At 57.3% G+C, this 13,666-nt stretch carries 10 protein-coding genes; 5 read left to right on the forward strand and 5 right to left on the reverse strand.

The window, feature by feature from the left end:
• The 4 genes from Q1Y74_RS00825 to Q1Y74_RS00840 form a co-directional block, all read left to right on the forward strand.
• Positions 1-455 (forward strand): sigma-70 family RNA polymerase sigma factor (locus tag Q1Y74_RS00825; RefSeq protein ID WP_300811798.1); only part of this gene is annotated, 455 nt, incomplete at its 5' end.
• A gap of 98 nt (positions 456-553) precedes the next feature.
• Positions 554-1,018 (forward strand): MaoC family dehydratase, encoded by a 465-nt coding sequence (locus Q1Y74_RS00830; protein ID WP_300811799.1) that lies wholly within the window; start codon positions 554-556, stop codon positions 1,016-1,018.
• A 213-nt stretch (positions 1,019-1,231) separates the two neighbouring features.
• Positions 1,232-1,720, forward strand: a complete 489-nt coding sequence (locus Q1Y74_RS00835) for a PepSY-like domain-containing protein (RefSeq protein WP_300811800.1) — start codon at positions 1,232-1,234, stop codon at positions 1,718-1,720.
• Between the two features lie 409 nt (positions 1,721-2,129).
• On the forward strand, positions 2,130-4,514 hold the full coding sequence (locus Q1Y74_RS00840) for a TonB-dependent receptor (protein WP_300811801.1): 2,385 nt from the start codon (positions 2,130-2,132) through the stop codon (positions 4,512-4,514).
• 304 nt (positions 4,515-4,818) lie between these two features.
• On the opposite strand, the gene Q1Y74_RS00845 is transcribed toward Q1Y74_RS00840, so the two are convergent.
• The 3 genes from Q1Y74_RS00845 to Q1Y74_RS00855 form a co-directional block, all read right to left on the reverse strand.
• Positions 4,819-6,447: an RluA family pseudouridine synthase gene (locus Q1Y74_RS00845; protein WP_300811846.1), complete on the reverse strand. Its 1,629-nt coding sequence runs from the start codon at positions 6,445-6,447 to the stop codon at positions 4,819-4,821.
• A gap of 14 nt (positions 6,448-6,461) precedes the next feature.
• Entirely contained in the window at positions 6,462-7,136 is a 675-nt protein-coding gene (locus Q1Y74_RS00850) for a DUF1847 domain-containing protein (RefSeq protein WP_300811847.1), read from the reverse strand.
• Between the two features lie 109 nt (positions 7,137-7,245).
• Positions 7,246-8,133 (reverse strand): M48 family metallopeptidase, encoded by an 888-nt coding sequence (locus Q1Y74_RS00855; protein ID WP_300811802.1) that lies wholly within the window; start codon positions 8,131-8,133, stop codon positions 7,246-7,248.
• Between the two features lie 226 nt (positions 8,134-8,359).
• Between Q1Y74_RS00855 and Q1Y74_RS00860 the strand changes: the two genes are divergently transcribed.
• Positions 8,360-9,223 carry an MBL fold metallo-hydrolase gene (locus Q1Y74_RS00860; RefSeq protein ID WP_300811803.1) on the forward strand — a complete coding sequence of 288 codons (864 nt, stop codon included), beginning with the start codon at positions 8,360-8,362 and terminating at the stop codon, positions 9,221-9,223.
• A 263-nt stretch (positions 9,224-9,486) separates the two neighbouring features.
• Here the strand turns inward: Q1Y74_RS00860 and Q1Y74_RS00865 are convergent, their stop codons facing one another.
• Positions 9,487-10,824, reverse strand: coding sequence for an NADP-specific glutamate dehydrogenase (locus Q1Y74_RS00865; protein WP_300811804.1), 1,338 nt, complete (start codon positions 10,822-10,824; stop codon positions 9,487-9,489).
• Between the two features lie 370 nt (positions 10,825-11,194).
• Positions 11,195-13,483, reverse strand: coding sequence for an NADP-dependent malic enzyme (locus tag Q1Y74_RS00870; RefSeq protein ID WP_300811805.1), 2,289 nt, complete (start codon positions 13,481-13,483; stop codon positions 11,195-11,197).
• Between the last annotated feature and the right edge of the window lie 183 nt (positions 13,484-13,666).

A 13,666-nucleotide genomic window follows, 5' to 3' on the forward strand; every position in this document is an offset into this window, starting at 1 on the left:
TGGCAAGCCGTTTTCTGTACTCGGAGCGAAGCGGAGCAAAATTCGCTCGCCTTAACAAATTCAGGTCAATATACAACAGAAGTCTCAACTATCTGAAACGGGAGCAGCTAGCTTCTGATTTCCGGTCATGGAACGAAAGGCGTATCGCCATGTATGAACACGAGACCCTCGACCCGGACAGGAATCCTGTCGTCAGAAGGCTTCTTGACGGGGACCTGAAGGACAGTCTCCTTAAAGCGATAGACGCCCTTCCTCCGAAACGGCAGGAAATCATCCGCATGCATTTCGTGGAAGAGATCCCGAACAAGGAAATCGCAAAAAGGCTCGGCATATCATTGAGTACAGTCGAAAACCATATCAATGCAGCCCTGAAGAAGATGAGGGCCACCCTGTCGGAAGAAGAATTCATGCTTATACTGCTTCTCCTGCCCATACATGCGATTTTTATGAATTAGAGTAGGTGCATCGCGGCATATCCTTGTATTTATCTTTTGCCCTTTTGGGAAAAAAAGCGATATTTGCGTGCCCGTTATAAATCTAAAAGGAATAATTTATGGAAAAAGTGATTATCAATTCGTACGAAGATTTTGAGAAGCTGGTGGGCCAGCGCATTGGCGTGTCCGACTATGTAGAACTGCCGCAGGAGCGCATCAACCTGTTTGCCGACGCCACGCTCGACCATCAGTGGATACACGTGGACACGGAGCGCGCCAAGGTGGACAGCCCCTTCCACAGCACCATAGCCCACGGCTACCTGACCCTCTCCATGCTGCCCTATATGTGGAACCAGATTATCGAGGTGAACAACCTGAAGATGATGATTAACTACGGCATCGAGAAGATGAAGTTCGGACAGGCTGTCCTCTCGGGCCAGCGCATCCGCCTGGTGGCCGACCTTCAGTCGCTGAGCAACCTGCGCGGCGTGGCCAAGGCCGAAATCAAGTTCGCCATCGAGATTGAGGGCGAGAAGAAGAAGGCGCTCGAAGGCGTGGCCGTGTTCCTGTACTACTTCAACTGAGCATAGGCTTCACCACAGAGTCTTTATTTGAAACGCGGATTGACGCAGATTAAAAAATAAATTATCTGTGGTCATCTGCCCCATCAGTGTCATCTGCGTGCCATTTTCACCACAATTTTCCTCCTCCTCCCGCCGCCCGTCAAACAAAAGCAAGGGCGGATTGTTGTTTCGTGGATAGATTTTATACTGATTCAAACAACAGAGAAAAAGAGTATGAGAAAGTGGAAGTTATTATTCGTGCTGGCGGCCTTCGTGCTGTCTGCGCAGGCCTTTGCCATCCAGGTGTCCGAAAGCCTTCAGGCTACGTTCAACAAGCTCTATCCCTCGGCCGAGGACGTGGCCTGGGAGCAGGACGGCAGCGGCTACTACGTGGCCGACTTCTTTGCGGACGGCTTCAACGTCAAGGTGTGGTTCACGCCCCAGGAGCAGTGGGTGATGAAGCAGACCGACTGGGAGACGATGGACAACGTGCCCGGCCCTGTGTTCAACGCCTTTGCCGCGGGCGAGTATTCGGGCGGCGAGGTGCAGAACGTGGTGTGGGTGCAGTTCCCGCAGCGCCAGCCCGTGGTGGCCGTCGTGGTGGGCATGGCCAACGAGCCGACAGAGTACCAGCTGATTTACTCGGCCGAAGGCGAGCTGCTGAACTCCGAGGACGTTACCGACATGGACGACACGCTGGGGGCGGCGACGTTTCTGCATTGAGCGGCGCCCTTCAGGGGGTGAAATACATTTTTCAGACGCGGATGACGCAGATGTGATAGATTTCAGATTGCCATGCGGACGGTGACGTGTAGGGGCGGGGTCGGCCCGCCCGTATGCATCCACGTTGTAGTGCAGCGTGTGTGGGCAACGCCACGCAGATTTTTTAATTCATTATTCGCGTTCGTCTGCATTTTCATTAACCATTAACCATTTACCATTAACCATTTACCAGAAATCTTCGTTTTCATTTGCCTCTCCGCTCGCCTTTCGCTATCTTTCCATAAGATAGGATGCGGCTCGGGATAGTCAAACTGAAAAACTCTGTTTTTCGTTTGCCTCTCCACTCGCCTTTGTATATCTTTGTCCTATCCTCCCACGTCGGGAGGGGACTAAAGAGGAGGAATTGCTTATGAAGTCGTTTCGTTTGGGTTTGCTCGTGTTTCTGATAGGTTGTTGTGCCCTGGCGCAGGCAGCCGAGGGCTATGTAGTTCGCGGCCGCGTGGTGGACAAGTTGACGAGGGAGCCCATACCCTATGCCAACGTCACCCTCTTCGGCTATCCCGACCACGGAGCGCCCACCGACTCGGTCGGCGTCTTCCGCATCGAGCAGGTGCCGCCAGGCATCTGCCGCCTGTCCGTGTCGTGTATCGGCTACAAGGCCCTGCTCTCGCCCGAGTTCATGGTGTCCGCCAAGACACCCTTCGTCGAGCTGGAGCTGGAGGAGGACGCCGCCCTGCTGGGCGAGGTGACCGTGCAGACCACCACCCTGCGACGCGTCAAGGAAAGCCCCGTCGGCCTGCAAATCATCGGCCTGCACGAGATTGAGAAAAGCCCTGGCGGCAACCGCGACATCTCCAAGATTGTCCGCTCCTATCCGGGCGTCTCCTTCTCGCCCATCGGCTACCGCAACGACCTCATCGTGCGCGGCGGCTCGCCCTCCGAGAACCGCTTCTACCTGGACGGCGTGGAGATACCCAACATCAACCACTTCGCCACCCAGGGCGCGTCGGGCGGCCCCGTCAGCATCCTCAACGCCGACCTCATCCGCGAGGTGCAGTTCTACACGGGCGCCTTCCCCGCCGACAAGGCCGGCGCGCTGAGCTCGGTGATGGACATCCGCCTGAGCGATGGCAACCCCGACGCCAACAGCTTCAAGGCCACGCTGGGCGCCTCCGAGGTGTCGCTCAGCGGCACGGGCCACTTCAGCGACCGCACCACCTACCTCTTCTCCATCCGCCAGTCCTACCTGCAGCTGCTCTTCAAGATGCTGGGCCTGCCCTTCCTGCCCAACTACATCGACGGACAGTTCAAGATTAAGACCAAGCTGGGCGCCAAGGACGAGCTGACCGTGCTGGGCCTGACGGGCATCGACAACATGAAGCTGAACACCGACGAGGAGGGCGAAAGCGCCGAATACCTCCTCAGCTACCTGCCCCGCATCACCCAGCAGACCTATACCCTGGGCGCTGTCTACCGCCACTACGCGGGCCGCCACGTCCGCTCGCTGACCCTGGGCTACAACTACCTGGGCAACCAGAACCTGAAGTATCGCGACAACGACGAGTCCAGCCCCGACAACCTTACCCTCGACCTCAGCTCCAGCGAGCAGAAGCTCTCCCTGCGTGCCGAGAACCGCACCTATGGCGAGCACTGGACGCTGACCCAGGGCGTGGAGGCCTACTATGCCCGCTACTACGACCGCACCTTCCAGCGCCTCTACCAGCAGGGCATGCCCCTCACCAGCGAATACCGCACCACGCTTGGCCTTTGGGGGTGGGGAGCCTTTGCCTCCGCCCGCTACCAGACGGCCGACGAGCGCCTCACCGCCACCGCCGCCCTGCGCCTGGACGGATGCGACTTCTCTGCCTCAACCGCCCGCTTCTGGGAGAACCTCTCGCCCGTGCTTTCGCTCTCTTACCTCTTCCTGCCCTCGTGGTCGGTCAATGCCAGCGTGGGCATGTACCACCAGCTGCCGCCCTACACGGCTCTGGGCTACAAGGACGCCGAGGGCGAGTATGCCAACCGCTCCCTGCGCTACGTGCGCCTACAGACGGCCAACGCCGGCGTGGAGTGGAACCGCGACGAGCGCATGGTGGTCTCCCTCGAAGGCTTCTACAAGTACTACACCCGCTCGCCCCTCTCCGTGGCCGACGGCATCCCCCTGGCCTGCAAGGGCAACGACTACGGCGTGGTGGGCAACGAGCTTCTCCTGCCCGTGGCACAGGGGCGCGCCTACGGCCTCGAAGCCACCTTCCGCTGGCAGATACCCGGCAAGTTCTATTCCGTCTCTTCCTTTACCTTCTATCGCAGCCAGTACCGCAACGACGCCTCCAGCCCCTACATCGCCTCCGCCTGGGACAACCGCTTCATTGCCAACATCAGCGCCACCTACAACCTGCCCCGCAACTGGAGCATAGGCGCCAAGGTCAGCTCCATAGGCGGCTCGCCCTATACGCCTTACGACACGGACAAGTCCTCCCTTGTGCAGGCCTGGGACGTGCAGGGACGGCCCTACTACGACTACTCCCTCTACAACACCGGCCGCCTGGACACCTTCACCCAGCTCGACCTCCGCATCGACAAGAGCTACTACTTCCGCCGCTGCATGCTGGGCCTCTACATCGACCTCCAGAACGTCACCGTCAGCAAGCTGCGCCAGCCCGACGTGCTGATGAGCACCGGCGAGATTGTGAACCCCGACGCCGCCCCCGCCGAGCAGCGCTACCGCATGAAGTACATCAAGCAGGAGAGCGGCACCCTGCTCCCCACGCTGGGAGTGACGGTGCAGTTCTGATCTCTTTTGGTGAAAACATGGCATACAGATGACGCAGATGTGGCAGATGGCCACAGATTATTTTTTCAAAAAAACTCTGTGGTGAAAAAACGCAGATTAACGCAGATTAGCGCAAAAAAGAAAAATAATCTGCGATAATCCGCGTTAATCCGCGTTTCAAAAAAACTCTGTGAAACTCTGTGTCCTCTGTGGTGAACTTGGCACACAGATGTGACAGATGACCACAGATAATTAATTTTTTAATCTGCGATAATCCGCGTTAATCTGCGTTTCAAATAAAAACTCAGTGCCCTCTGTGGTGAACTCAGAAGTCCGCCCCCCTACAGAACCTCATCCGCCTGCCCGTGTCGGGGTGGGTGAACTCCAGCGTCTCAGCGTGCAGGCAAAGGCGTGTGGCAGGGTGACCATAGAGCGGGTCGCCCACGATGGGGCAGTGCAGCCCTTGGGGGTGGGCGGCGTGCAGGCGCAGCTGATGGGTGCGGCCCGTATGCGGATAGAAGGCCACGAGCGTGCGGCCGTCCTTGCGCTCCAATACCTCGTAGTCGGTGATGGCCGCCTTGCCGTGGACGGGATGCACCAGCTGGCGGGGACGGTCGAGCGGGTCGGGGCAGAGGGGCAGGTCGATGCGTCCCTTGTCGGCGGGCACGTTGCCCTCGAGCAGGGCGATGTAGCGCTTGCTGACCAGGCGCTGCCTGAACTGCTCCTGAAGCAGGCGGTGCGCCTCCTTCGTCTTGGCTATCAGCATCAGGCCCGAGGTGTCCATGTCCAGGCGGTGGACGGTGAGGGGGCCTTCGGCGGTGGGGTAGCGGCGGCGCATCAGGCTGTAGACAGACTCCGCCTCCTCCTTGCCGGGCACGGAGAGCATCCCTGCGGGCTTGTTGACCACGGCCAGCCAGGAGTCTTCGTAGACAATTTCGAGCGCAGCGGTGGAGCTTTGCTTCATGGCTTGCAGGCGGGGGCTTTCGTCCACGTCCAGCCCTTGCAGCATGTGGCCCAGGATGGGGCCGCACTTGCCCTGGCAGGCGGGGTAGTAGTGGCCGTGGTGGCGCACTTCGGTCTTGGGCGAGCGTCCCCACCAGAACTCGGCCATGCAGAGGGGTTGCCAGCCGTGCAGGTAGGCCTGCTGGAGCAGCTTGGGGGCGGCACACTCGCCTGCGCCCGCGGGCGGCACCTGTTGGGCGGTGGGGGCAAAGATGTCGCACAGGTTCTTGCGCTCGCCCCGCGCGTTGAGCATCTCGAACTGGGCGAACAGGCGCAGCTGGAGGGCGGCCGAGCGTTGCTTGCGCTCCGCTTTCAGCCGGGCCATCTCGTCCTCCCACTCGCCGAGGGGGCGGCGCAGGGCGTCGAGCCGCTCGTTCAGACTTCTCTCCAGGCGTTTGCATTCGGCCTTCTGAAACTGGCTTTCGCGTATCAGGGCTTCGGCCTCGTCGGGCGTGAGGGCGGCTTCCTTCCTCCGCTCCTCGCGGCGCGCCTTGGCTGCCTTCATCGAGGCTTTGGCGGCGTCGAGGGCTGAACGGGCGGCCTGCTCCTCGTCGGCGAGGGCGGCTTTCAGTTGCAGGTAGCGCTCGTCGGCCTGCAAGGTGCGGAGGCGGGCGTTGATGAGTGAAATCTGCTCTTCCTCCACCTTGAAGAAACCGTCGGGGCGCAGCAGGTCGTAGACGGGCGGCACGAAGTAGGGATGCACGTTGTTGCCCGCCAAGATGCCCGAGAAGGCGGCCAGGAAGCCCAGGCGCCCCTCGGCAGTGCGCACCACCAGCACGCCGAACATCTTGCCCTCGTCCAGCTCCTGTTGCCAGTCGTCGCGGGTGGACAGGTAGGCCTGCACCTCGCCTGCCGCCAACACGCAGAGGGGATGGGGCGTGTAGCAGAAGGGGTAGGTGAACCTTACGGGCAGGGGGATGCCTTCGGCCTGGGGCGGTAGCGGGTGGAGCATGGACATGGCGGCGGTCATTGGTCGGCGGGGGTGAGCTTCTTCTTGTAGTAGGAGTGGGCCGTGTAGAGGGCGGCGGCAGGGTTGTTGCCCGTCACGCGGTCTTTGGTGACGAGGGTGGTGACGTAGGCGTCGGAGTATTTGTAGAACAGGCTGTCGTGGCCCACGCACAGGCCGATGACCACGTTCAGGTCGGTCTTGGCCTTGTTGAGCAGACGGGCTTGAAGGATGGGGTTGCACATGGCGGCACCTATGCTTTCGCACTCCTGCGGGATGCCTACGGACGACTTGGCCTGGCCCGCTACCTTGCAGATGACGGAGTAGGCCTCGAAGCCGTTGGCACGAAGAATCTGGGCAAAGATGCGCGCCTCCCTGACGAGCCCGATGCAGTTGGCGATGCCTATCTTGCGGGCGCCTATCTTGCGGGCAAAGCGCATGATTTCCTCCACCCGCGTCCACTGGCAGTAGCCTTCGTACTCCACTTCGGCGCTGGCCACCATGATGTCGTGGTTGCGCGCTTCGTCGTATCGCTCCAGGGCCCATTGGCGGTCTTCCTCCTCCAGATGGGTGGTGAGGCAGAAGTCTGGGTAGGTCTTGGTCTTGTACTTGCAGTTCTGTGTGCCGCAATCCACGCACGAGGGCGCTTCCTTCGGCCCGCGACCCTCGGCTTCGGCTTCCTTTTCTGTCTTCATGGCCGGGGCGTTGGCAGGTTTCTTGGGCAGGTGCTTGCGGGCTTTCTCCCAGGCTGCCTTGCGTGCCTGGTACTGCTCCATCTTGTTTTCGAGGTAATTGTCTGCCATGCTATTTCATTTTTTTCAGTTCGTCGAGGGTAATGGTCTTGACGGTGCCCGTCGTGCTTCCGCTGCCCGTTGTCTTGGGCGTCGTCGTCTGCGTGCCGCTGCCATACTTGGCCTTGATTTCGGGCAGTGCCTTCTGGATGTCGGCTATGCGGCGGCTGTCGCTGGGGTGGGTGCTCATAAATTCGGGCACGCTGCTCGAGCCTCCGGCCGACATCTTCTGCCAGAAGCCCACCGCCACGTCGGGGTTGTAGCCCGCCATGGCCATGAACACCAGGCCCATGTAGTCGGCCTCCGTCTCGTGCGTTCGCGAGAAGGGCAGCATCACGCCATATTGTGCCCCGATGCCGTACACTTGGTTGGCTACAGTCTGTATGGCGGCGCTCTTCTGCGAGAGAGACTGGTTGAGGATTTGTGCGCCGTACTGTGCCAGTATCTGCTGGCTGATGCGCTCGTTGCTGTGCTTGGCTACGGCGTGCGCCACCTCGTGCCCGATGACCACTGCCAGCTCGTCGTCCGTCTGGACAAGTTTCATCAGCCCTTCGTACACCACAATTTTGCCGCCGGGCATACAGAAGGCATTCACCTGGTCGTCCTTCACCAGGTTGAACTCCCAGGCGAAGTTGGCAATCTCGGACGAAAGGCCGTTGTCGCGCAGGTATTGTTCGGTGGCGGCGGCAATCTTCTTGCCCACGCGCGTCACCTGCTCCGACTGGACTTTCGATGTCGATTTGGGGGCACTTTTCATGTAGTCCTGATATTGTGTCAGGCTGGAGGACAGCACCTCCTGGTCGGAAACCAGCAACACCTGTTTTCGTCCCGTCAGGGGGACAGAGCCGCATCCGGCCAGCAATAGGAGCGCGGCAGCTCCCGTCAGTATCAGTCTTTTCATCTCTCTCCTGTTTTTTGTATGATTACACACTGCAAAAGTATAGTTTTTATCGGACATATAAGCGTGGGGCGGGGGATAAGATTTTCGGCTTGGTGGAGCTTCGGAAGAGGAAACTTTCTACGAGGTGCGGAAGATGTTGGTTTTTTTGAGGAGAAAATGTTACTTTTGTACTGCCCGCTCCCTGCTGGGAGAAAAAGGCGAAGGATTTGTAAAAACAGATAGGCTTATGAAAAACAAGAAATGGAATCTGCTGCTTGCCGCGGCAGCGTTGTGTGCGCTGGCTTCGTGCGGCAATGCGGCCAAAAAACAGACGAATGGAGAAATGAAGATGGAAAATCAGTGTGAGAAGGTGACGACGGAAGGTCGGCAGACGTTGCAGGTGGGCGACGTGAAGGTGACGTGGATAAAGGACAATGTCGGCGACAAGCTGATGGGCAGGGAACTCTTTGCCGACGCACCCGACAGCCTGCTGGAAAGTCTTTCCCTGCAAGAGGGCATACCCTCTACCGTCAGCGTCTTCTGGGTGGAGACGGATGGTGTGGGCATCTTGTTCGATACGGGCTTGGGCAGTCCTGAGAGCGGCCTGCTGGCGGGGCTGGATTCATTGGGCGTCAAGCCTGCCGATGTCAGGTATCTGTATCTGACCCACTTCCATGGCGACCACATCGGGGGCATGATACGGGACGGAAAGGCTGTCTTCCCCAATGCCCAGGTGTATGCCTCGAAAGCCGAGTACGATGCCTGGATGCAGATGCCCGACGGGCAGAAAGCCCAGGTGGTGAAGACGATGGAGGCCTATAAAGACCGCCTGCATCTTTTTGACTTCGACGATGTCCTGCCGGGCAATGTCGTGGCTTTGAATGGCGTAGGACATACGCCGGGACATACTGTGTATAAGGCAGGCAAGCTGCTGGTGGTGGGCGATCTGGTTCACGGTGCCGCCCTTCAGTTGCCGCATCCTGAATATTGCGCATCGTACGACATGGACAAGGAGGCTGCCGTGAAGGTACGCAGGCATTTCCTGCAAATGGCCTCGGCCGACGGGCTGACGATGGCGGGCATGCACTTCCCGGCTCCCGCTTTCAAGTAGGCTTTGTGTCCTGTGGGCGACCTTAATCTTCGCCCCGAAATTCTATTTGCACGGCCTGTGGCGGACATTTGTATCCACCGCAGGCCGTGCAGGCATTCATCGCGGACCATGCAAGCATTCATCGCGGACCGTGCAAGCATTCACCGCGGACCATGCAAGCATTTTGTAAGCGTGGCAAAGTCCCTGTGTACCAACAGAAAAAGGGAACGCACCTTTCGGCACGTCCCCTTCCTATCTAAATCTATGGCTTAAAAATACTTTGCTTATACGATGCCCTGAGCCATCATGGCGTTGGCCACTTTCATGAAGCCGGCAACGTTGGCACCCTTCACGTAGTTTACGTATCCGTCGGGTTCGGTACCATACTTCACGCAGTTTTCGTGGATGTTCTCCATGATGTAGTGCAACTTGGCGTCCACTTCTTCGGCACTCCAAGACAGACGTTCGGAGTTCTGAGTCATTTCGAGACCCGATACCGATACACCGCCGGCATTGGCAGCCTTGCCCGGAGCATAGAGAATCTTGGCTTCTTGGAAGACGCGGATGGCTTCCGGCGTAGAGGGCATGTTGGCACCTTCGGATACGGCGATTACACCGTTGGCAACCAGTTGCTTGGCCTCTTCGCCGTTGATTTCGTTCTGAGTGGCGGAGGGCAGGGCGATGTCGGCCTTTTCACCCCAGGGACGGGCGCCTTCTACATACTTCACACCCGGATATTGTTCGGCGTATTCGCGGATACGGCCACGATAGAGGTTCTTCAGCTCCATGATGTAGTCCAGCTTTTCGCGGTCGATGCCTTCGGGGTCGTAAACGTAACCGTCGGAGTCGGACATGGTCAGTACCTTGCCGCCCAGTTGCAGCACCTTCTCGGCTGTATATTGGGCCACGTTGCCCGAACCGGAGATGAGCACCGTCTTGCCTTTCAGGTCCATGCCTTTCGTCTTCAGCATTTCCATCAGGAAGTAAACGTTGCCGTAACCTGTAGCCTCGGGACGGATGAGCGAACCGCCGAATTCGCGGCCCTTGCCTGTCAGCACGCCGCTGAATTCACGTGTCAGTTTCTTGTACATGCCGAACATGAAACCTACTTCACGTCCGCCTACGCCGATGTCACCTGCCGGTACGTCTACGTCCGGACCGATGTGACGCCACAACTCCAGCATGAAGGCCTGGCAGAAACGCATGACTTCAGCGTTGCTCTTGCCACGCGGAGAGAAGTCCGAACCGCCTTTGCCGCCACCCATGGGCAGGGTAGTCAGTGAGTTCTTGAAAGTCTGCTCGAAAGCAAGGAACTTCAGGATACCCAGGTTGACGGAAGAGTGGAAACGAATACCGCCTTTGTAGGGGCCGATGGCATTGTTATGTTGTACACGGTAACCCATGTTGGTCTGTACGTTGCCTTTGTCGTCTACCCATGTTACGCGGAACTGATAAACACGGTCGGGGATGCACAGACGTTCAATCAGGTTTACTTTGTCGAACTCGGGATGTTTGTTGTATTCTTCTTCGATGGTAGAGAGCACCTCTTCTACGGCTTGATGATACTCCGGTTCATTGGGGAACCTTCTCTTCAAATCTTCTAATACCTTAGCTGCATTCATAATCTGTTTTTTCTTTTATTGGTTTTTTGATGTTTATTTGTTACCTAAAACAATGTGTATGTTGTATGGCTGTACTTGTTCTCGGTTGCGGTTGCAAAAGTAAGCATAAAAATGATACTTGCAAACATTTTATAAAGAAAATGCGGGATAAAACAGCAAAAATTCTGTTTTATCCCGCAAAAAGGAATAAAAAGATACTATTTATTCTTCTTTATGGACCGAAAGACAGGTATAAAGACGAATGCGGCCGAAAGTGCAAGCGAAACGATGACTGGGCCGTCAATTCGTTCGGCATATACCAATACGATATAGCAAAGTGCTGCCCAAAGCAGCACAATGCAAACTATTTGTGTCTTCGACAGCGGTCGTCTCATTGGGCGGCTTTCTTTTTGGCCACGATGGCGTCGATGACGGCAACCGCCGTGATGTTCACGATGTCGCGTACGGAGCTTTCAAAGTCCGTAAAGTGGATGGGCTTGTTCAGTCCCATCTGTATCGGGCCAATCAGTTCCATGTCCGTATTCATGGCTTGCAGAAGTTTGTAGCCCGAGTTGGCTGAGCTCAGGTTGGGGAAGATGAGGGTGTTGACATCCTTGCCCTTGAGGCGGGTGAACGGATATTTCTTGTCGCGTACTTCGCGGTTCATGGCGAAGTTCACCTGCATTTCGCCGTCGATGGCCAGTTCGGGATATTCCTTCTGCATGTAGTCCACCGCTTCATGAACGTTGACCGGGCTTCCTTCTTTGTCCGCGCCGAAGTTGGAGTAGCTCAGCATGGCTATCACCGGTGTGTGGTTGAAGAACCGTACGGTGTATTCGGAGAGCTTGGCAATGTCTATCAGCGTGTCGGTGTCCGGATGGCGGTTGATGAGCGTGTCGGCCAGGAAGTAGGTGCCTTTCTTGGAGTTGAGGATGTGCATGGTGCCGAAGTGCTTGAATTCGGGGCGGATACCGATGACTTCCTTGGCCACCTTGATGGTATTGCTGTATTTCGTGTAAAGGCCGGTAATGAAGGCATCCGCTTCGCCTGTTTCCACCATCATCATGCCGAAGTAGTTGCGCTCGAACATCTTGTCGTTGGCCTCTTCGTAGGTAGCGCCTTCGCGGGCACGCTTCTCGGCCAGAATGTGGGCGTAGCGTTCGCGGCGGGGTGCTTCGTTGGGGTGGCGCAGGTTGACGATTTCGATACCGTCCAGGCTGAGGTCAAGTTGCTTGGCCAGCTTCTGGATGGCTTCGTCGTTGCCCAGGACAATCGGTTGGCAGATGCCTTCGGCTTTGGCTTCTACGGCAGCTTTCAGCATGTTGGGGTGTACGCCTTCGGCAAAGACCACACGTTGCGGGTTGCGGCGGGCGGTTTCGTAGAGCTGGCGGGTCAGTTTGCTTTCGTAGCCCATCAGTTCGCGCAACTGGAGTTTGTAGGCATCCCAGTCCTCGATGTTTTTGCGGGCTACACCGCTTTCCATGGCGGCACGTGCCACGGCACAGGACACTTCGGTGATGAGGCGCGGGTCTACCGGCTTCGGGATGAAGTAGTCGGGGCCGAAGGTGAAATTGTTCACGTGGTAGGCCTCGTTCACTACGTCGGGCACCGGCTGCTTGGCCAGGTCGGCAATGGCGTGTACGGCAGCTATCTTCATTTCTTCGTTGATGGCGCTGGCGTGAGTGTCCAGTGCGCCGCGGAAGATGTAGGGGAAGCCGATGACATTGTTGATTTGGTTGGGATAGTCGCTGCGGCCCGTGGACATCAGCACATCGGGACGGGCGGCCATGGCGTCCTCGTAGGAGATTTCCGGAGTGGGATTGGCCAGGGCGAACACAATGGGATGGTCGGCCATGCTGCGCACCATGTCCTGCGTCAGCACGTTGCCCTTGGACAGGCCCAGGAATACGTCGGCTCCCTTGATGGCTTCGGCCAGCGTGTGGACGTCGCGGCGGTCGGTAGCAAAGTAGCGTTTCTGTTCGGTCAGGTTCTCGCGGTCGCTGGTAATGACTCCCTTGCTGTCCAGCATCAGGATGTTTTCGCGGCGTGCGCCCAGCGATTCATAGAGTTTGGTACACGACGTGGCCGATGCGCCTGCGCCGTTTACGACTATCTTCACGTCTTCAATCTTCTTGCCGGCCACCTGGAGGGCGTTCAACAAGCCGGCGCTGGAGATGATGGCCGTGCCGTGCTGGTCGTCGTGCATCACGGGGATGTCCAGCTCCTCTTTCAGGCGGCGTTCAATCTCGAAACATTCGGGCGCCTTGATGTCTTCCAGATTGATGCCGCCGAAGGTGGGGGCAATGGCCTTCACGGCCTCTACAAACTTGTCGGGGTCTTTCTCGTTCACTTCGATGTCGAACACATCGATGCCTGCATAAATCTTGAAGAGCAGTCCCTTGCCTTCCATCACAGGTTTACCGCTCAGGGCGCCTATGTCGCCCAGTCCCAACACGGCGGTACCGTTGGAGATGACCGCTACCAGATTGCCTTTGGCGGTGTATTTATATGCGTCCTGCGGATTCTTTTCTATTTCGAGACAGGGTTCTGCCACGCCGGGCGAGTAGGCCAGTGAGAGGTCGGTTTGTGTACTGTAGGGCTTGGTTGGCACTACCTCTATCTTTCCGGGTTTGCCTTGCGAGTGATAGAGCAAGGCAGCTTCTTTCGTTATTTTAGCCATGAATTGATGAGTTTAGTTGAATGATAATTTTGCTGCAAATTTAGGGATAAAAGTTCTAAATCGTAGCCCGCTTGTGATAATTTCTATGACGATTGTCACTCAATAAGCTAAAAAATGCTTATTTTTGGCTCAAGAAATTACAGATGGGTTTCTAAGTTCTTTCCTATTTAAAACCTCATCATC

Source organism: uncultured Bacteroides sp. (assembly GCF_949298305.1).
GTDB lineage: Bacteria > Bacteroidota > Bacteroidia > Bacteroidales > Bacteroidaceae > Bacteroides.

Excerpts from the sequence above, each read along its gene's own strand:
- Q1Y74_RS00865 (WP_300811804.1), bottom strand. The coding sequence starts at position 10,824 with ATGAATGCAGCTAAGGTATTAGAAGATTTGAAGAGAAGGTTCCCCAAT.
- Q1Y74_RS00855 (WP_300811802.1), bottom strand. The coding sequence starts at position 8,133 with ATGAAAAGACTGATACTGACGGGAGCTGCCGCGCTCCTATTGCTGGCC.
- Q1Y74_RS00850 (WP_300811847.1), bottom strand. The coding sequence starts at position 7,136 with ATGAAGACAGAAAAGGAAGCCGAAGCCGAGGGTCGCGGGCCGAAGGAA.
- Q1Y74_RS00845 (WP_300811846.1), bottom strand. The coding sequence starts at position 6,447 with ATGCTCCACCCGCTACCGCCCCAGGCCGAAGGCATCCCCCTGCCCGTA.
- Q1Y74_RS00870 (WP_300811805.1), bottom strand. The coding sequence starts at position 13,483 with ATGGCTAAAATAACGAAAGAAGCTGCCTTGCTCTATCACTCGCAAGGC.
- Q1Y74_RS00835 (WP_300811800.1), top strand. The coding sequence starts at position 1,232 with ATGAGAAAGTGGAAGTTATTATTCGTGCTGGCGGCCTTCGTGCTGTCT.
- Q1Y74_RS00830 (WP_300811799.1), top strand. The coding sequence starts at position 554 with ATGGAAAAAGTGATTATCAATTCGTACGAAGATTTTGAGAAGCTGGTG.
- Q1Y74_RS00840 (WP_300811801.1), top strand. The coding sequence starts at position 2,130 with ATGAAGTCGTTTCGTTTGGGTTTGCTCGTGTTTCTGATAGGTTGTTGT.
- Q1Y74_RS00860 (WP_300811803.1), top strand. The coding sequence starts at position 8,360 with ATGAAAAACAAGAAATGGAATCTGCTGCTTGCCGCGGCAGCGTTGTGT.